18 protein-coding genes are annotated in these 18,873 nt (G+C 66.6%); 13 read left to right on the plus strand and 5 right to left on the minus strand.

The genetic code is table 11. The annotated features are described in order from the left end of the window. Positions 1 to 24: 24 nt before the first annotated feature. Positions 25 to 921 carry a DMT family transporter gene (locus A9K58_RS08060; protein ID WP_065198876.1) on the minus strand — a complete coding sequence of 299 codons (897 nt, stop codon included), beginning with the start codon at positions 919 to 921 and terminating at the stop codon, positions 25 to 27. A gap of 155 nt (positions 922 to 1,076) precedes the next feature. Between A9K58_RS08060 and A9K58_RS08065 the strand changes: the two genes are divergently transcribed. From A9K58_RS08065 to A9K58_RS08075, 3 genes are all read left to right on the plus strand, one after another. Then, the gene (locus tag A9K58_RS08065; protein ID WP_065198877.1) at positions 1,077 to 1,559 is read left to right on the plus strand and encodes a YajQ family cyclic di-GMP-binding protein; all 483 of its coding nucleotides are present in this window, start codon (positions 1,077 to 1,079) and stop codon (positions 1,557 to 1,559) included. A 93-nt stretch (positions 1,560 to 1,652) separates the two neighbouring features. Next, positions 1,653 to 2,219, plus strand: a complete 567-nt coding sequence (locus tag A9K58_RS08070) for a DUF1415 domain-containing protein (RefSeq protein ID WP_065198878.1) — start codon at positions 1,653 to 1,655, stop codon at positions 2,217 to 2,219. Next, positions 2,216 to 3,022 carry an SDR family oxidoreductase gene (locus tag A9K58_RS08075; RefSeq protein ID WP_065198879.1) on the plus strand — a complete coding sequence of 269 codons (807 nt, stop codon included), beginning with the start codon at positions 2,216 to 2,218 and terminating at the stop codon, positions 3,020 to 3,022. Before A9K58_RS08070 ends, A9K58_RS08075 begins: the two co-directional genes overlap by 4 nt. 71 nt (positions 3,023 to 3,093) lie before the next feature. Here the strand turns inward: A9K58_RS08075 and A9K58_RS08080 are convergent, their stop codons facing one another. After that, positions 3,094 to 5,124, minus strand: a complete 2,031-nt coding sequence (locus A9K58_RS08080) for a M3 family metallopeptidase (protein WP_065198880.1) — start codon at positions 5,122 to 5,124, stop codon at positions 3,094 to 3,096. Between the two features lie 170 nt (positions 5,125 to 5,294). On the opposite strand from A9K58_RS08080, the gene A9K58_RS08085 reads away from it, so the two are divergent. Beyond that, the gene (locus tag A9K58_RS08085) at positions 5,295 to 5,699 is read left to right on the plus strand and encodes a hypothetical protein (protein ID WP_065198881.1); all 405 of its coding nucleotides are present in this window, start codon (positions 5,295 to 5,297) and stop codon (positions 5,697 to 5,699) included. Positions 5,700 to 5,800: 101 nt separating this feature from the next. Here A9K58_RS08085 and A9K58_RS08090 read toward each other — a convergent pair whose 3' ends face one another. Next, positions 5,801 to 6,913: a PLP-dependent cysteine synthase family protein gene (locus tag A9K58_RS08090; RefSeq protein WP_065198882.1), complete on the minus strand. Its 1,113-nt coding sequence runs from the start codon at positions 6,911 to 6,913 to the stop codon at positions 5,801 to 5,803. Positions 6,914 to 7,036: 123 nt separating this feature from the next. Between A9K58_RS08090 and gloA the strand changes: the two genes are divergently transcribed. Both gloA and A9K58_RS08100 read left to right on the plus strand, forming a co-directional pair. After that, entirely contained in the window at positions 7,037 to 7,552 is a 516-nt protein-coding gene (gene gloA, locus A9K58_RS08095) for a lactoylglutathione lyase (RefSeq protein WP_065198883.1), read from the plus strand. A gap of 90 nt (positions 7,553 to 7,642) precedes the next feature. Beyond that, the gene (locus tag A9K58_RS08100; RefSeq protein ID WP_065198884.1) at positions 7,643 to 8,071 is read left to right on the plus strand and encodes a VOC family protein; all 429 of its coding nucleotides are present in this window, start codon (positions 7,643 to 7,645) and stop codon (positions 8,069 to 8,071) included. A 66-nt stretch (positions 8,072 to 8,137) separates the two neighbouring features. Here the strand turns inward: A9K58_RS08100 and A9K58_RS08105 are convergent, their stop codons facing one another. Both A9K58_RS08105 and A9K58_RS08110 read right to left on the minus strand, forming a co-directional pair. Further along, positions 8,138 to 8,569, minus strand: a complete 432-nt coding sequence (locus A9K58_RS08105) for a CBS domain-containing protein (RefSeq protein WP_065198885.1) — start codon at positions 8,567 to 8,569, stop codon at positions 8,138 to 8,140. A 377-nt stretch (positions 8,570 to 8,946) separates the two neighbouring features. Then, positions 8,947 to 9,948, minus strand: a complete 1,002-nt coding sequence (locus A9K58_RS08110) for a glycoside hydrolase family 43 protein (RefSeq protein ID WP_065198886.1) — start codon at positions 9,946 to 9,948, stop codon at positions 8,947 to 8,949. Between the two features lie 106 nt (positions 9,949 to 10,054). On the opposite strand from A9K58_RS08110, the gene A9K58_RS08115 reads away from it, so the two are divergent. The 7 genes from A9K58_RS08115 to dgoD all read left to right on the plus strand — a co-directional run bounded on the left by A9K58_RS08115 (position 10,055) and on the right by dgoD (position 18,872). Next, a complete protein-coding gene (locus A9K58_RS08115) occupies positions 10,055 to 10,984 on the plus strand; it encodes a 2-dehydro-3-deoxygalactonokinase (RefSeq protein WP_065198887.1) in 930 nt (309 codons plus the stop codon). Positions 10,985 to 11,075: 91 nt separating this feature from the next. Then, positions 11,076 to 12,218 (plus strand): aldose epimerase family protein, encoded by a 1,143-nt coding sequence (locus A9K58_RS08120; protein WP_065198888.1) that lies wholly within the window; start codon positions 11,076 to 11,078, stop codon positions 12,216 to 12,218. Positions 12,219 to 12,331: 113 nt separating this feature from the next. After that, on the plus strand, positions 12,332 to 13,480 hold the full coding sequence (locus A9K58_RS08125; RefSeq protein WP_065198889.1) for a cellulase family glycosylhydrolase: 1,149 nt from the start codon (positions 12,332 to 12,334) through the stop codon (positions 13,478 to 13,480). Between the two features lie 73 nt (positions 13,481 to 13,553). After that, on the plus strand, positions 13,554 to 16,265 hold the full coding sequence (locus tag A9K58_RS08130) for a TonB-dependent receptor (protein WP_065198890.1): 2,712 nt from the start codon (positions 13,554 to 13,556) through the stop codon (positions 16,263 to 16,265). Between the two features lie 99 nt (positions 16,266 to 16,364). Beyond that, the gene (locus A9K58_RS08135; RefSeq protein WP_065198891.1) at positions 16,365 to 17,081 is read left to right on the plus strand and encodes a FadR/GntR family transcriptional regulator; all 717 of its coding nucleotides are present in this window, start codon (positions 16,365 to 16,367) and stop codon (positions 17,079 to 17,081) included. A gap of 10 nt (positions 17,082 to 17,091) precedes the next feature. Continuing rightward, complete coding sequence (locus tag A9K58_RS08140) at positions 17,092 to 17,727, plus strand: 2-dehydro-3-deoxy-6-phosphogalactonate aldolase (RefSeq protein ID WP_065198892.1); 636 nt, start codon at positions 17,092 to 17,094, stop codon at positions 17,725 to 17,727. Beyond that, on the plus strand, positions 17,724 to 18,872 hold the full coding sequence (gene dgoD / locus A9K58_RS08145; RefSeq protein ID WP_065198893.1) for a galactonate dehydratase: 1,149 nt from the start codon (positions 17,724 to 17,726) through the stop codon (positions 18,870 to 18,872). Before A9K58_RS08140 ends, dgoD begins: the two co-directional genes overlap by 4 nt. The last annotated feature ends 1 nt before the right edge of the window (position 18,873 follow it).

Genomic DNA, 18,873 nt, shown 5'->3' on the forward strand with positions numbered 1-18,873 from the left:
ATCCCATTCCCTGTCCAGACCGGCTCAGGGATGATCCAACGGCTTCGGCGGCTGCACCCGGTTCAGGCGTTCGCGGTGCAGCAGGTACAGGCCCGAGGCGACGATGATCGCTGCGCCCACCCAGGTATAGCCATCGGGCAGTTGGCCCCAGAAAGCCAGGTCCCAGCCGATCACCCAGACCAGGCCGCTGTACTCCAGGGGTGCGATCAACGAAGCCTCCCCCAGCTGGAAGGCCCGGGTCAGGGCAATCTGGCCCAGCGCGCCGGCCAGGCCCATGCCGGCGATCAGCGGCGCATGCGCCAGCTGCAGCGGCACCCAGCCGGGGACTGCCAGCAGACCGGCGCCGAGGGCCATGATCACCAGGAACCACACCACCATCGACTGCGACGTATCGGTGCGGGTCAGCAGGCTGACCGTGATCGCGGCTACGGCATAGGCAGTGGCGGCAGCCAGCACCATCAGGCCCGGCACCGAGATGAAGCCGTCCACGCCCGGCCGCAACACCACCAGCACGCCGACCAGGCCGATGCCGATAGCGACCCAGCGCCGCGGGCCAACCCGCTCGCCCAGCAGCGGCACCGACAGCGCGGCGATCAACAATGGGGCCACGAAGTAGATGGTGTAGGCGGTCGACAACGGCAGGTCGCGTAGGGCGAATACGAAGCAGCCGATCATCGCCATGCCCAGCGCGCCACGCAGCAGGTGCAGGCCCCAGCGACGCGGCACCAGCGAGCGCGGACCCGCGCTGGCCAGCACCCAGACCAGCACGAACGGCAGCGAGGCGGCGCCGCGCAGGAACGTCACTTCCAGAGTGGGATAGCTGGCCGAGAGCTGCTTCATGCCGGCATCCATCAGCGAGAAACAGGCGACCGCTGCGACCATCCAGGCCACCGCGCGCGAGGGAGAGCGTTGCACGTTCATGGCCCATTATCGCCCGGTCGTCGCCTTCTGTAGAGCCGAGCCCACGTTCGGCTGTTCTTCACAAGGCAGCCGAGCATGGGCTCGGCTCTACACAAAGCGGGCACACCGGCCGGCAAGATAGAATGATCGCCACTGAAACCTGCGGAGCTTCGCCCATGCCCTCCTTCGACGTCGTGTCCGAAGTCGACACCCACGAGCTGACCAACGCCATCGACCAGGCCAACCGCGAACTGAGCACGCGCTTCGACTTCAAGGGCGTCGACGCCAGGTTCGAGCGCGACGGCGATGTGATCAACCAGTTCGCACCGACCGAGTTCCAGCTCAAGCAGATGAACGACATCCTGCGCGCACGCCTGGCCGCGCGCGGCATCGACGTGCTCAGCCTGGAATTCGGCGACATCGAGACCAACCTGGCCCAGGCCCGGCAGAAGATCACCGTCAAGCAGGGCATCGAGCAGAAAATCGCCAAGAAGATCGCGGCAACACTGAAGGACGCCAAGCTGAAGGTGGAAAGCCAGATCAACGGCGACAAGCTGCGCGTGCAGGGCAAGAAGCGTGACGACCTGCAGGAAGCGATCGCCGTGCTGAAGGCCGGCAAGTTCGACCTGCCGCTGCAGTTCAACAACTTCCGCGATTGATGCCCCCACCGGGCGCTGCCCATGGCAATGGCTCGACGGCGCGTTGGCGGCGGCGCGCCTACAATGGCGGGCCCGCCAACCGACGTGCCCGCCATGACCGATCCCAGCCTGCCCGCCGATGACCCGATTGCCGCCACCCGCCTGTGGCTGGAGCGCATCGTCATCGGCCTGAACCTGTGCCCGTTCGCCAAGGCGGTGTATGTGAAGGACCAGGTCCGCTTCGTGCTGAGCGATGCGACCACGCCGGAAGCGCTGGTCGAACAGCTGGCCGAAGAACTGGTGCTGCTGCGCGACACGCCGGCCGAGCAGATCGACACCACGCTGATCGTGCATCCGCAGGTGCTGACCGATTTCCTCGACTACAACGACTTCCTCGACAACGCCGATGCGGCGATCGAGGCGCTGGACCTGCAGGGCATCCTGCAGGTGGCCAGCTTCCATCCGGACTACCAGTTCGAAGGCGTGGCGCCGGGCGATGCCAGCAACTACACCAACCGTGCGCCCTATCCCACCCTGCATCTGCTGCGCGAAGACAGCGTGGCGCGCGCGGTGGATGCATTCCCCGATCCGGACGTGATCGTCGAACGCAACATCCAGACCCTGGACCGCATCGGCGTGGACGGCTGGCATCGCCGCCTGCGTGGCGAAGACCTGGCATGAGCGCGGCGGCACCGCCCATCACTCCATGGCCGCTGGCCCCGCTGTCGGGCAAGGTGGTGCTGGTCACCGGCGGCGCCAACGGCATCGGCCGTGGCATCGCCCAGGCCGTGCTGGGTGCCGGTGGGCAGGTGCTGATCGGCGACCTGGACGTGGAGGCCGGCGAGGCGTGCCTGGCGGAATGGCAGCGCGGTGAGGATGCCGCATTCCAGCGCCTGGACATCACCGACGAGGCCAGCGTGCGCGACTTCATCGCCACGGCCCTGCAGCGCTTCGACCGCATCGACGGGCTGGTCAACAATGCCGGCATCGCCGGTCCGCATGGCACGCTGCTGCAGGACATGGCGTGGGAAGAGTGGCAGCGCCGCCTGTCCTCGCTGCACGGCGCCTTCCTGTGCAGCAAGCACGCACTGCCGGCGCTGACCGCCAGTGGCGCCGGCGCGATCATCAACATCGCCTCGACCCGCGCCTGGCAATCCGAAGCGCACAGCGAAGCCTACGCAGCCGCCAAGGGCGCGCTGGTGGCCTTCACCCATGCGCTGGCGATCAGCAGTGGCCCCGCCGTGCGGGTGAACAGCATCAGCCCCGGCTGGATCGGCACCACGGCATGGCAGGCACCTTCGCGACGTCACGAACCGCAGTACTCGGCCACCGATCATGCGCAGCACCCGGTCGGCCGCGTCGGCCGCCCCGAGGACATCGGCGCGCTGGCGGTCTACCTGCTGTCGTCGCTGTCCGGCTTCACCACCGGCCAGGATTTCATCGTCGACGGCGGCATGACCCGGAAAATGATCTACGCCGAATGAAAAAAGGGGACGGAGGGGATTAAGTCGTTTGTGCACAAACGACTTAATCCCCTCCGTCCCCTTTTTTGCGGTTACGCCATGCCCGAGTGGCGCAGCAGCGCGTCGATCTGCGGTGCACGGCCGCGGAAGGCCCTGAAGTTCTCCGCCGCCGGGCGGCTACCGCCGCGCGAGAGGATCTCGTCGCGGAAGCGCGCGCCGGTTTCGGCCAGCGCCTGCGGCGCCTCCTCGAACGCCGCATAGGCGTCGGCACTGAGTACCTCGGCCCACTTGTAGCTGTAGTAACCGGCCGCGTAGCCGCCGGCGAAGATATGGCTGAACTGGTGCGGGAACCGGTTCCAGGCCGGCGGGTGGTTCACTGCCACTTCCGCGCGCACGCGGTCGAGCAACGCCAGCACGCTGTCCTGCGCCGGCTCGAACTGGCTGTGCAGCAGCATGTCGAACAGGCCGAATTCCAGTTGCCGTACGGTGGCCATGCCGCTGTGGAAGTTGCGTGCAGCCAGCATGCGCTCGTACAGCGCGCGCGGCAGCGGCTCGCCACTGTCCACGTGCGCGGTCATGCCCTGCAGGTGATCCCATTCCCAGCAGAAGTTCTCCATGAACTGGCTGGGCAGCTCCACCGCGTCCCATTCCACGCCGTTGATGCCGGCGACGCCCAGCTCGCCGATCCGGGTCAGCAGCTGGTGCAGGCCGTGCCCCATTTCATGGAACAGGGTGGTCACTTCGTTGTGGCTGAAGGTTGCCGGTTTGCCGTTGGCGCCGCGGCCGAAGTTGCATACCAGGTAGACCAGTGGTGTCTGCACGCTGCCATCGGCATGCACGCGACGGTTGCGGCAATCGTCCATCCACGCGCCGCCGCGCTTGCCCTCGCGTGCGTACAGGTCCAGATAGAACTGCCCGACCAGCCCACCCTGCGCATCCACCAGGCGGAAGAAGCGCACATCTTCATGCCAGACCGGCGCGCTGTCCGGCTGCACGCTCAGGCCGTACAGCTGCTCGATCACCGAGAACAGGCCCGCCAGCACCTTCGGTTCAGTGAAGTACTGCTTCACCTCCTGCTCGGAGTAGCTGTAGCGCGCCTGCTTCAGGCGGTCGGCGGCGAACGCCAGGTCCCAGGCCTGCAGGTCGTCGATGCCGAGCTGCGCGCGCGCGAACTGCTCCAGCTCGGCACGGTCCTTGGCGGCGAACGGCTTGGCCCGCGTGGCGAGATCACGCAGGAAGGACAGCACTTCGGCCGGGTCCTGCGCCATCTTGGTCGCCACCGAATACTCACCGTACGAACCGAAGCCCAGCAGCGCGGCCAGTTCCGCGCGCAGGGCCAGGATGCGGTCGATGTTCCCGCTGTTGTCCAGCGCGTCGTCGCCGAACTCGGAGGCGCGCTGCGCGCTGGCGCGATACAGGATCTCGCGCAGGTCACGATCTTCGGCCCAGGTCTGCACCGGCAGGTAGCAGGGCATCTGCAGGGTCAGCTTCCAGCCGTGCGAACCGTCCTTCTCCGCGGCGGCCCGCGCGGCCGCCTTCACATCGTCCGGCAACCCCGCCAGGCGCGCCTCGTCCTCGACGAGCAGCGACCACGCATCGGTGGCATCCAGCACGTTCTGCGAGAACTTCGCCGACAGCGCCGACAGCTCCTCCTTGATCGCAGCGAAGCGCTGCTGGGCCTCGGGCGCCAGTTCGGCACCACCGAGACGGAAATCACGCAGGGTGTTGTCCAGCACCCTGCGCTGGGCCTCATCGAATGTCGCAGCGTCCGGGCTGGCGGCCAGTGTCTGGTACTGGCGATACAGCGCCAGGTTCTGGCCCAGCGCGCTGGCGAAACGGGTCACCCGCGGCAGGTTGCTGTTGTAGGCCTCGCGCAGTTCCGGCGTGTTGACCACGCCCTGCAGGTGGCCGACCAGGCCCCAGGCGCGCCACAGTCGCTCGGTCGCGTCGTCCAACGGGGTGACGAAGGTCTCCCAGCGCACCGGCTGCACCTGCTCGGCCTGGCTGACGGCGGCTTCGGCCTCGGCCAGCAACACGTCCAGCGCCGGCGCCACGTGCTCCGGGCGGATCGCCTCGAAGCGCGGCAGGCCGGAAAAATCGAGCAGGGGGTTGGCAACGGTCACGGCAGATCTCCAGGGTACGGGCCCGGCAGGCGGGCAGCGCTCCCGATATGGCGCTGGCAGGCCCGGCTGACAAGGGGGCACGGCCCGGCATTCACGTCGGCCTTACGGTCCAGCGCCGAAGCTCTGGCTGCGGGGGAGCCCGCAGCGGCATGTACCGAAAGAGGCCCCACATGGAAGGTCTGGCTGCAGATGCATCCGCCTCACCGGCCTGTTCACTGGCGTTGTCCGCCAGCCCGGCCGAACTGGCCTGGATCGCCGCGCTGTGCGATGACGGCGATGACGCCACGCGCCACCTGCAGCAGCTGCAGGCGGTACTGCAGCAGGGCGGCACATTCGATGACGCCCAGGAGTGGTACCCGTTCGAGGTGATCGAACGCGGCGCCAGCCAGCTGCAGCCGGGCCACGAGCGCGAGTTCGTGATCTGCGTGCTGCTGTGGCTGCAGGCGCTGGCCCAGGGCCGCGCCAGCATCCTTGACCCGGGCCTGCACCTGGATGACCGCGCGATGGATATCGAGGCACTGCCGGACGCACTGCGCGATGCGGTGCTGGATGCGTTCACCGCGGCGGGGTACTGAATGTGCAGCGTCGAGCCATGCTCGACTGCTCTTGGCGCCTGCTACCGGGTCAAGCATCCGGAACGGAAAGCAGTCGAGCGTGCCTCGGCTCTGCGAGGGCGTTACACCGCTTCCAGGCTGCACCACGGCAGCTCGGGCAAGCCCTGCCCCGCCACCGCTGCGGCCAGCTGTGCATCGGCACGGTCGACTTCGATGCCCTGGCGCGCGTACCACGCCGGGTCGTAATAGCTCTGCGCATAGCGCTCGCCGCTGTCGCAGAGGATGCTGACGATGCTGCCCTGGTGGCCCGCCTCGCGCATCCACTGCGCGGCCTGCAGCACACCGATGAAGTTGGTCCCGGTCGAGCCACCGACACGGCGCCCCAACTGGCGGCTGACATGGCGCATCGCGGCCAGGCTCAGCGCGTCGGGCACCTTCACCATCGCATCGACGCTGGTCGGGATGAAACTCGGCTCCACCCGTGGCCGGCCGATGCCTTCCACGCGCGAACCGCCGCTGCAGGTCAGGTCACGCCAGTCCTGTTCACCGGCCACGGCAGCCTTGTAGCCGTCGAAGAACACCGACACTTCCGGGTCCGCGCACAGGATGCGGGTGTCATGCCGGCGGTAGCTGACATAACGGCCCAGCGTGGCGGCGGTACCGCCGGTGCCCGGGCTGCACACGATCCATTCCGGAACCGGGCTGGGCTCTTCGGCCATCTGCTTGAAGATGGATTCGGCGATGTTGTTGTTGGCACGCCAGTCCGTCGCGCGTTCGGCGTAGGTGAACTGGTCCATGAAGTGGCCGCCGGTTTCGCGGGCCAGCTTCTCCGAGTCGCAGTTGAGGTCGCAGGCGCGCTCGACCAGGTGGCAGCGGCCACCGTGGAACTCGATCGCGGCGATCTTCTCCGGCGAGGTGGTGGCCGGGATCACCGCGATGAACGGCAAGCCGAGCAGCCGCGCGAAATAGGCTTCGGAGACAGCGGTCGAGCCGCTGGAGGCCTCGATCACCGGCCGGCCCTCGCGCAGCCAGCCATTGGCCAGCGCGTACAGGAACAGCGAGCGCGCCAGCCGGTGCTTGAGACTGCCGGTGGGATGGCTCGATTCGTCCTTGAGGTACAGGTCGATGCCTTCGAACCCGGGCAGCGCCAGCGGGATCAGGTGGGTATCGGCGGAACGGTTGAAATCGGCTTCGATCTTGCGGATGGCGGCGGCCACCCATTCACGCTGCGACATGGCGGGCAATCGTTGTCAGGACGGAACGGTGCGATCTGCCCATTGTACGTCGCGGTGCCGTCAGGTGCCGGCCGGTAGAATGGGCCATCCGGCCGGCAACGGCCCCGTCTGAAGGACCTCCCCATGACCATTCCCGCCCTGCGCGACGTCCCCGGCGTCACCGCCCAGGCCCCGGCCGAGACCACCGGCTTCGTGTTCAACCACACCATGCTGCGGGTCAAGGACATCACCGCCTCGCTGGACTTCTACACCCGCGTGCTCGGCTACCAGCTGATCGACAAGCGCGATTTCCCCGATGCAGAGTTCAGCCTGTACTTCCTGGCCTACGTACCGGCCGGCGCGGTGGTGCCGGAGGACGATGCACAGCGCCGCATGTGGATGGCCGGCCTGCCGGGCGTGCTGGAACTGACCCACAACCACGGCACCGAAACCCAGGACGGCGCGGTCTACCACGACGGCAACAGCGACCCGCGCGGTTTCGGCCACATCTGCGTATCGGTGCCGGACATCGAGGCCGCCTGCCAGCGCTTCGAAAATCTCGGCGTGGCGTTCCAGAAGCGCCTGACCGACGGCCGCATGAAGAACCTGGCCTTCATCAAGGACCCGGACGGCTACTGGGTCGAGATCATCGCCAACTGATAAAAGGGGACGGAGGGGATTAAGCCGTTTCTGGCACTATTGGCTGGAAGCGACTTAATCCCCTCCGTCCCCTTTTTTTGCGAGGTCCGTATGGAAACGATGGAACTGCACCGCGGCCGCCTGATCGACCACCTGCAGCTGGTGGTGCGTGACCTGGAGGCCAGCCGCCGCTTCTACCAGGCGGTGTTCGATACGATCGGCATTCCGATTGCCGGCGAGGGTCCCGACTTCTTCTGGGCCGACGAGCTGTTCATCTCCACCGCCAGCAGCCGTGCCGCCGCCGGCCAGCTGACCGGCCGCCATCATCTCGCCTTCCAGGCGCGCGACACTGCCACCGTCGATGCTTTCCATGCGGCCGCGATCGCCGCCGGTGGCACCGACAACGGCGCGCCGGGCGAGCGCCCCTACCACCCGGGCTACTACGGTGCCTTCGTGCTCGACCCGGATGGCAACAACATCGAAGTGGTCTACCACGGTCCGGCCACCTACAGCGCCGACTCGGTGAAGGTCACGTTCTGATTTCACCAACGCCGCGAACGAAGAAGCCGGGCAATGCCCGGCTTCCCTGGTTGCAGCGCGGCAGCCTCAGTGGGCCGCCATGTAGATGTCCTGCAGCACGGCCTTTTCCAGCTCCAGCTCACCCAGCAGGTTCTTCACGATATCGCCCAGGCTGAGGATGCCCACCAGGCGACTGCCTTCGGTGACCATCAGATGACGGCGCCGCGAGTACGTCATCAGCGACATGGCCTGTTTCAGGGTCGCCTCCGGCGAAATGCCTTCCAGGCCCGTGGACGGCAGGCTGGAAATCACCCGGCGACCGGCCTGCGGACCATCGTCGGCCAGGGTACGCACGATGTCCTTCTCGGAAATGATGCCGACCGGGGCATCGTCCTTCATCACCACCAGGGCAGCGATCCTGTTCGCGCTCATCTTGTGGGCGGCGGCACCGATGGTGTCTTCCGCGTCGATGGTGATGACAGCTTCTTTCTTGGATTGCAGGAGTTCGCGGACGTTCATTCTTGTTTCCTGGTACAGGTCACTCAGTGAAAAAGTGTGCTCTTCCGATACGCCCCCTCCCCGGGAACAGACCTTTCAGCGCACGACGTACTGCAATGCGAACGAGGCGGGCTCAACCGCACAACCCGGACCTCGGTCAAATCGATTCTACGACTGCGACCATCGGTCACTACCGGCATCGATAGGACAGTACGTCGTGGGAACCAACCGACGATCCAGAGAATGGCACCGCCACTGAAACCGACGCTGAATGCTGCGGCCGATGCGTGCTCAAGCTTGCCTTCCCGCTGCCGAGGGGCGGGACAGGCGGGTACGGCACTGTCCCACTTGCAACGATTCCCGCGCTGGTGGCCTGCCCGGCCGCAAGGGAACCGGCCTCAGTCCACCCCGGCAGGCCGCCCCATCGGCGCATCAAGCAACGGCATTCCCTCCCTGCTCCAATGCACCGGTTGGATGCGCGGCGAGCGTTTGGATGTGCAGCCCATTCCCGGTCCCGGGTTGGCGTGATAGATGATCCATTGCGTGCCATCGCGCATCCTGAAGAAGCCATTATGCCCAGGCGCGTATACGTGGCCCGCAGGGTTCTTCGCCAGGATCGGATGCATGGCCTTGGTCCATGCCGCGGCGTCCAGTGGATCGGCGCCTTCCCTGGCGTGCAGCAGCCCGATGGCATAGCCGTCCGACCAGCATGCACTTCCGGAGTAGGTCAGGAACAGGTCACCGTTCGGGCCCTGCAGGAACTCGGGCCCCTCCAGTATCTGCCGCCCGCCCTGCCGCTCCCACGGTTGGTCCGGCCGCGCGATGATGGTTTCTCCACCGCGCAGGGTCCAGGGATTGGCCATGGCCACGATGGCCAACGCGCTGTCCGGCCCTACATAGGGTGAATACACGAAGTAGCGCTTGCCGCCAGCCACGAAAGTGGTGCCGTCGATGCCGGCGTGTGCCGTGTCCAGGCGCCCGCGATCGGTCCAGCGGCCTTGGGTCGGATCGGCATTGCGGTTCTCCAGCACGAACACGCCGCGATGGGCGTCCTCCTGGCCGTCGGGCACGTCACTGGCGGCCGCCGTGTAATAGATGTACCAGCTGCCATCGATGCGATGCAGTTCCGGCGCCCAGATCGATTTCGCGTTGGGACCTGTCGCGGGCGGACGCCACACCGTCACCTCACGTGCCTCGGCCAGCCGACCCAGGTCGCGTGTAGCGCGGATCGCGAGGCGATCACCGTGCGTGCCCATGTAATAGAACATGTCCCCATCACGGACGATCCACGGGTCGGGCCCGGAGTCGAGCAGGGGATTGTCTACCCCATCCACCGCAGCGGATGCGCTGGCCGAAGGCTGGAGCAGCGCTGCAAGCGCCAGGACAAGCGTGCCTTTCATCCTGTTCCCCTCCCGGGTGTAAGGGCGCCGGCGGGCTTGCCAGCCAGCGGCAACAAAACCATATAATCATACAATAGGCAACCGCCGCCGCGTCCAAGGAACCGCCATGCAGCAGGACCACCCCGACAGCTTCATCGGCATCAACTGGGGCAGCAGCAATCTGCGCGCCTATCTGATCGGGGCCCACGGTGAGCTGCTTGATTCGCATGAAGCTCCTTCGGGCGTGGCCACGCTGGACCGCGCCGCCATGGCGACAGCCGCGGATACCCTCCGCGCCCGCTGGCCTCATGCACGTCGTGCTTACGCGGCCGGAATGATCGGCTCGAATGTCGGCTGGATCGATGCCGGTTATGTGGAGTGTCCGGCAGGCGTCGAGGCGGTTGCGCAACGGCTGGTGCCCACCCGTATCGGTGAGCTGGCCGTCAGCATCGTGCCCGGCATGGCGTGCGTGCGCCCGATGGACGGCATGCCGGACGTCCTGCGTGGCGAGGAGACCGAGCTGCTCGGCCTGCTTGATCGCAGTGACGTCGGCCCCGATTCCGTCGTCGCGCTGCCCGGCACGCATACCAAATGGATCCAGCTGGCCAACGCCCGCGTGGAGAGCTTCATGACCTCCCTGTCCGGCGAGCTGTTCGACCGCCTGGCCAGTGGTGGCCTGCTTGCTTCGGTGCTGGAGGGCCCGGGCGAGCCAGGGGCGGCATTCGCCGAAGGCGTGCGTACCGCAGCCGAAGGCCGCCTCGGGTTGGGTGCTCTACTCTTCGGCGTGCGCGCGCGGTTGATCCGCGGCGCCCTGCCGCGGACGGCCACCAGCTCGTATCTGCGCGGCCTGCTGGCCGGTGCGGAGATCGCCGATGCGCTGGTGCTGTTCCCTGGGCTGAGGCATATGTCCGTGCCGCTGGTCGGCTCCGGGCCGGTGACCCGGCTCTACCGGGCCGCGATGGCCGAACTGGGAATCAACGCTCATCCCGTGTCCTCCGCCGACGCGGCGGTGCGTGGTTTCCGCGCACTGCACGCGATGGCCTCCGCCGAGCGGTGAGGCGCGGCAGATCGCGTGCTGCGTCGCAACGTGCGTATTGTCTGATTATATGTTTTTGTACGCATCACGACATCGAGAGGGGTCTTGAGCAATGCGTGCTGGCAAGGGGAAGGTGGCAGGGCTGATCGGCGTACTGGCAATGTCCGCGGCTGCATCGGGACAAGCGCAGGAACGCACCGTGGTGGGCAGGACCGCCGATGGCGTCGCCGTGGAGTCGATTCTGCTGCGCGATGGCACGGGCATGCAGGCCACCGTACTGACCCTCGGCGCCGCGCTGCACTCCCTGGAAGTCCCCGACCGCGATGGCAGGTATGCCGATGTCGTGCTGGGCGATGCCACGCTCAAGGCCACGCTCGACACACCGCAGTACTTCGGCACCCTCGTCGGCCGCTTCGCCAACCGCATCGCCAAGGGCCGCTTCACCCTGGACGGCAGGACCTACCAGGTGCCCGTCAACAATGGACCCAACAGCCTGCACGGTGGCACGCGAGGATTCGACAAAGTGGTGTGGACCATCGTGGAAGCCACCGCGAACCACGCCATCCTGCGCCATGTCAGTCCGGACGGCGACCAGGGCTATCCGGGCTCGCTCACGGTCACCGCGACCTACGCGCTGAAGGGTAACGGCCGGCTGGAAATCGAATACCGCGCTACCACGGACGCGCCGACCATCGTCAACCTGAGCAACCATGCATACTGGAATCTGTCCGGCGAAGGTTCGGGCACGGCGATGGATCACGAACTGACCATACCGGCCAGCGCCTACACGCCGGTCGACGCGACCCTGATCCCCACGGGAGTGCTGCAGCCGGTGGAAGGCACCGCATTCGACTTCCGTACGGCCAAGCCGATCGGCCGCGACCTGCGCCAGGGCAACGAGCCGCAGCTGCTGCACGGCCGTGGCTACGATCACAACTGGGTGATCAGCAGGTCACCCAGCCGCGAGCTGCGCGAAGTCGCCCGTGTGCACGATCCACGCTCGGGCCGGGTGATGCGGGTGCTCTCCACGCAGCCCGGCCTGCAGTTCTATTCGGGCAACTTCCTCGACGGCAGTACCGTCGGAAAGAGCGGTCGCGTGTACCGCCAGGGCGATGCCATCGTGCTGGAACCGCAGCTGTTCCCGGACACGCCGAACCAGCCGGCCTTCGGTTCGGCACGGCTGGATCCGGGCGAGACCTACCTGAACCGCATCGTCTACGACTTCTCGACGGACCGCGCGCCGCCCAGACGCTGATTCCGCGCACCGCGCGTTGGCCGGTCATCGCACCGGCATCCCGATGCAGCACGCACTACCGCCTCCCGGCCGATGCCAGGACGGGCAGCTCATGACCCAAGGAGATGCAGCTCATGCGAAAGTGGCTTTCCCCACTGTTGGCGGCGATGCTCGCCGTGGCACCCATCGCGCATGCGACCGACGCGGCGCGCTGGTCTCCGGCCGAGGCCGATGCATGGTATTCCCGGCAGCCATGGCTGGTGGGCGCCAACTACGCCACCTCCAACGCGATCAACCCGCTTGAGATGTTCCAGGCGGAGACCTTCGATCCGGAGACCATCGACCGCGAACTGCGCTGGGCACACGAGCAGTTCGGCATGAATACCATGCGCGTCTACCTGCATGACCTGCTCTGGAAGCAGGATCCGCAGGGCCTGCTGAAGCGTATCGACACCTTCCTGTCCATCGCCGAGAAGAACGGTATCCGCCCGATGCTGGTGCTGTTCGACAGCTGCTGGGACCCGGACCCGGTGCTGGGGCCGCAGCGACGCCCGATTCCCGGCGTGCACAACTCCGGCTGGGTGCAGAGCCCGGGCCGCCACATGCTGGTCGATCGTTCCAATGACGCCCATTTCCAGGCCTATGTCGAAGGCGTGGTCGGTGCCTTTGCCAACGACCGGCGCGTGCTGGCCTGGGACCTGTGGAACGAACCGGACAATCCGGGCGGCGGCAACTACATGGACAAGCAGCTGAAGGGCGAACAGGAGCGCGTCGCCGAGCTGTTGCCGAAGATCTTCGACTGGGCGCGTGCGAAGAAGCCGGTGCAGCCGCTCACCAGCGGCGTATGGATCGGTGACGACTGGTCGCCCGGCGCCGCGACGCTGACCGCCATCCAGCGCACCCAGCTGGAACGCTCGGATGTGCTCACCTTCCACAACTACGAACAACCCGAAGCCTTCGTTGCCCGCGTCGGGCAGCTGCGCAAGCACGGCCGCCCGCTGATCTGCACCGAATGGCTGGCCCGCGGCGCCGGCTCGAACGTGGACACGATCCTGCCGATCGCCCGCCGGGAGAACATCGGCATGATCAACTGGGGCCTCGTCGACGGCGCGATCCAGACCCGCTTCCCGTGGGACAGCTGGCAGCGTCCCTACACGATGGAAGCACCCACGGTGTGGTTCCACGACCTGCTGAAGGCCGACGGCACGCCCTACCGGGCACGCGAAGCCGAACTGTTCCGCAGGCTGGCCAGGACGCCGCGCACGTCCGTTCCTGCCTTCTGACCTCCTCGTGCCCGCCTGCACTGAAGGCGGGCCACTCAACCGCGACTGCTTTCCGGAATCCGGAGATACCGCCATGACCGCTCGCTCGTCCCGCACCGCGCTTTGCCTGGCCATCCTCTCGGCCCTTGCCCTGCCTGCCCTGGGCCAGGCGCAGGAGGGCGGCTCGCAGGAGGCCGTCAACCTGGACACGGTCACCGTGACCGCACTGCGCCAAAGCCTGCAGACCGCCCAGTCCATCAAGCAGGAATCGGCGATGGTCGTTGATTCGATCGTCGCCGAAGACATCGGCAAGCTGCCCGACAACAGCGTGGCCGATGCGCTCCAGCGCGTCACCGGCGTGCAGGTGGCCCAGGGCAACCAGGGCGAAACCACCGGCGTGGTGATCCGGGGCCTGCCCAACGTGATCAGCACTCTCAACGGGCGCGAGATCTTCAGCAGTTCGGGGCGTGGATACGCGTTCCAGAACCTGCCGGCCACCGCCATCAAGAGCCTGAACGTCTACAAGAGCAGCGAAGCGAGCCTGCCGCTGGGCGGTATCGCCGGCCTGGTCGACATCCAGCTGCGCCGGCCGCTGGACTTCGAGGGGGCGGAGATTGCCGGAACCGTGACGGGCACGCACAGCAAGTACGGCGGTGACGTCGATCCCTCCGCCAGCCTGCTGCTGAGCAACCGATGGGAGACCGATGCCGGCGAGATCGGCGCGATGGTCAACTTCGGCTATGTCGGCAAGCGCTACGCCTATGACGCGGTGTGGGGCGACTTCCCGAAGGTACTGGAAAATCCCGACGGGACACCGGTGCGCAGCGAGGCCGGCAGCCTGATCGCCGCACCCAACGGCTGGGGCACCAACTACAATCACGGTGACCGCAAGCGCAGTGCGTTCAATTACGCCCTGCAATGGAAGCCCAGCGAACGCACCGAGGTCTACGCCGAAGGCCTCTATGACTTCGTGCGTGACGACTATGACCAGGCCTTCCTCTTCAGCTTCCCGGTCGGCGTGGTTGCGCCGAACGGGCTCCAGGTCGGCAACAACTGCTATGCCAACCGCCTGGACGGGCCATTGGCCGGCCAGACCATCTGCGATGCCACCGGTGGCTCGTGGACCGGCGACACCTATGCGGCCAGCAGCACCCAGGCGCACAAGCAGCGCGGCCAGGACATCCAGAACGCGCTGGGCTTCAAGTGGCGCGGAGACCAGTTGCAGCTGTCCACCGAAGTGGCGCGTACCTCCGGCTACTACCGCGACGAGAACTTCATCATCGACACCTTCCTGGGCGGGCCGATCACCACCGTGTGGGACGGTACTTCCGGCAAGCACCAGAACTGGCACCTGGCCGGCAACCCCGCCATGGATCCGTCGCGCTTCTATCTCAATGGCCTGTTCCAGACCTGGGGCGAATCACGCGGCGAAGAGAACAGCTGGCGCGGCGATGGAACCTTCGAATTCCTCGATGGCCCGATCGCCAACCTCCAGTTCGGCCTGCGCTACGCCGACCGCACGGCCAGCGCCAAGGGCAGCGTGGAGATCAACACCCCACCGCCGGGGGGCGCCGGCAGCGGCAACATCACCGCCTCGCCCAATCCGGCCAACCAGGTGGTCGGGCTGTTCCCGGCGGGCAGCTTCTTCTGCAGCAAGCGCGGCAACTCGGCGCTGAACCAATCGTTCCTCACTCCGTGCTACGACTACCTGATCGACAACGCCGATGCGCTGCGCCGCTACTACGGCCTGCCTGACGGCCTGGCGGCGGAGAATCCCGGCCGCTTCTTCGACATCGAGGAGCGCAAGAGCGCAGGCTACCTGCAGGCAAAGTACGACTTCGACCTCGGCGGGCTGCGCGTGGACGGCCTGGTCGGCGTGCGTGCGGAAAAGATCAAGCGTGAGCTGAACGCCTTCTCGTTCGATGCCGGTACCGGCGTCTACAGCGCCATCACCCGCAGTACCCAGGACACCAATGCGCTGCCCAACGCGAGCCTGAACCTGCACTTCAACGATGCGTGGCAGCTGCGCGTTCTGGCGGCCAAGACCTTGAGCTATCCCGACTTCGGAGCATTGAACCCGTCGATCTCCTTGAATCCGGGCACCGTCAACCGCGCCGGCGTGGCCAGCAGCGGCAACCCCGACCTGAGCCCGATCAAGTCGACAAACTATGACATGTCACTGGAGTGGTACTTCTCCCCGGTCGGCTACGCCAGCGCAGGCGTGTTCTATCGTGACATCGATGGCTACATCCAGAACTACATCACCAACGTGGTCATCGCCGGGGAAGACTATGAGCTGTCCTCGCCGCAGAGCGCCGGCAGTGGCCACCTGCAGGGCGTGGAACTGGCCTACCAGCAGACCTTCGATTTCCTGCCCGGCGCCTGGAGCGGGCTGGGCGCCCAGTTCAATTACACCTACATCGAAGGCGACACCAAGTCACCGGAATTCATCGGCGGGCCGACGATCTCGCGCCCGTTGCAGAACGTGTCCAGGAACAACTACAACGCGGTGCTGTTCTACGAGAACTTCGGCTTGAGCGCGCGCCTGGCCTATGGCTATCGCAGCCGCTACATCGACTTCTTCACCCAGCCCACCGTGGCCGGAACGGAGGACCAGGTCGAGCCGGCCAGCTCGCTGGACTTCTCGATCAGTTACGACGTCACTCCGCGCGCTACGGTGGTGTTCTCGGCCACCAACCTGCTCGGCAACAACCTGCACCAGTACTGGGGCAGCGGCACCACGCGGCCGCGTGATATCCGCTACCAGGACAGGACCCTGGGCATGGGCTTCCGGTTCAAGCTCTGATGACGACCTTCCCCCACATGCCTCACGCCCCGCATCGTCCCTTTTGTCGGATAATAGGAGTGACCGCAGCCTGCGGTGCACCAAGCCAAAGGGACGCCCGTGAAACGGATCGAGGTACGCAACCTCTACGACCAAGTCACCCAGGAGATCGGCCAGCGCATCGTCAGTGGCGCGATCAAGCCGGGCGAGTTCCTGCCCAAGGAAGAGCTGTTGGCGCAGACCTTGTCGGTGAGCCGTACCGCGCTGCGCGAGGGCCTGAAGGTGCTGGGCTCCAAGGGCCTGATCGAAACCAGGCAGAAAACCGGTTCGCGGGTGCGCGAGCCGCGTTTCTGGAAGCAGCTGGACAGCGATATCCTGGCGTGGCGCTGTGCGTCCATGCCGACCCAGGACTTCGTGGAGAAACTGGTGGAAATGCGCGAGGTGATCGAGCCGGCCGCGGCCGCCTCGGCTGCGCGACGCCGTTCGCCCGCGCAGCTGGCCCGGATCCGGGCGGCGTACCAGGCGATGGCCGATGCAACCGACCAGGATGCGTGGGCCAAGGCCGATCTGGCCTTCCACGAGAGCGTGCTGGAAGCTACCAACAACGAACTGCTGGGTTCGCTGTTTTCGGTGATCGATGCCGCGCTGGGCACCTTCTTCCTGCTGTCGGCGCAGACAGCGAAGGACTTCAAGTATTCGCTGCCGCATCACTTCGACGTGTACGACGCGATCCGGCAGAAGCAACCGGACGCGGCGCGCGCCGCCATGCTGGAAATGATCGCCGACTCCCGCGCCAACCTGAAGGGCAGCCGCGCCAGACGCTCCGCCACCCCATAGAGGATTCGCCATGAGCACCGCCTGGATGCAACCCCTTCCCCTGGTTGCGATCCTGCGCGGGCTCACCCCGCAGGAAGCACCGGCCATCGGTGCCGCATTGGCCGAGGCCGGCTTCCATCTCCTGGAAGTGCCGCTCAACTCGCCACGACCGCTGGAGAGCATCACGCTGCTCGCCAGGCAGCTCGGTGACCGTTGCCTGGTCGGCGCAGGCACCGTGCTGTCCACCGCCCAGGTACAGGACGTGGCCGATGCGGGCGGACGGCTGGTGGTGATGCCGCATGCCGATGTGGAGGTGATCGCGGCAGCCCATCGGAAGGGCATGGTCTGCACGCCCGGGGTGGCCACGCCCACTGAAGCGTTTGCCGCCCTGCGCGCCGGTGCGGATGCGCTGAAGCTGTTCCCGGCCGAACAACTGCCACCACCGGTGCTGAAGGCGTGGTCCAGCGTCCTGCCCGCCGGCACGCCGCTGCTGCCCGTGGGTGGCATCACGCCCGAGCGCATGGCCGCCTATCGCCACGCCGGCGCGGCCGGCTTCGGCATCGGATCTGCCCTCTACGCCCCCAGGACTCCGGCCGCGGAAGTGGCGCGCCGTGCACGCGCGTTCATCGACGCGTGGAACAGAACGAACATGGACCCCCACGCATGAAGATCACTGCCATTACAACCTATCTGGTGCCCCCGCGCTGGCTGTTCATCCGCATCGACACGGACGCCGGCATCAGCGGCTGGGGCGAACCCATCGTCGAGGGCCGCGCGCACACCGTCGCCGCCGCCGTGGACGAGCTGTCCGACTATCTGGTCGGCAAGGACCCCCGGCATATCGAAGATCACTGGAACGTGCTCTACCGTGGCGGCTTCTATCGAGGCGGCCCGATCCTGATGAGTGCGTTGGCCGGCATCGACCAGGCGCTGTGGGACATCCATGGCAAGGCCTTGGCCGTGCCGGTGCACGCCCTGCTCGGCGGCCCGGTTCGCGACCGCATCCGCGTGTACTCGTGGATCGGTGGCGACCGGCCGGCCGATACCGCGCGTGCCGCCAGCGACGCCGTCGCGCGCGGCTTCACCGCAGTGAAGATGAACGCGACCGAGGAAGTACAGTTCGTCGATACCCACGCCAAGGTCACCCGGGTGCTGGAAAACGTGCAGGCGGTGCGCGATGCGGTGGGCCGGGATATCGGCGTGGCCGTGGATTTCCATGGCCGCGTGCACAAGCCGATGGCCAAGGTACTGATGCGCGAGCTGGCACCGTTCGGGCTGATGTTCATCGAGGAGCCGGTGCTGTCGGAGCATGTGGAAGCGCTTCCGGAACTGGCCGCGCTGTCACCCGCCCCCATCGCGCTCGGTGAACGCCTGTACTCGCGGTTCGACTTCAAGCGCGTGCTCCAGGCCGGAGGCGTGGATATCCTGCAGCCCGACCCCTCGCACTCCGGTGGCATCACCGAGACCCGCAAGATTGCCGCCATGGCCGAGGCCTACGACGTGGCCATCGCCCTGCACTGCCCGCTGGGCCCGATCGCCCTGGCCGCCAACCTGCAGCTGGATGCCGTCTGCTACAACGCCTTCATCCAGGAACAGAGCCTGGGCATCCACTACAACGCCAGCAACGACCTGCTCGACTACCTGGTGGACCGCGCACCGTTCGATTACAGGGAGGGCTTCGTGAAGATTCCTGATGGCCCCGGGCTTGGCATCGAGATCAACCAGGCCTACGTGGACGAGCGCGCTGCCGAAGGCCACCGCTGGCGCAACCCCATCTGGCGCCATGCCGATGGCAGCGTGGCCGAGTGGTGAG

Source organism: Stenotrophomonas maltophilia (assembly GCF_001676385.1).
GTDB lineage: Bacteria > Pseudomonadota > Gammaproteobacteria > Xanthomonadales > Xanthomonadaceae > Stenotrophomonas > Stenotrophomonas maltophilia_J.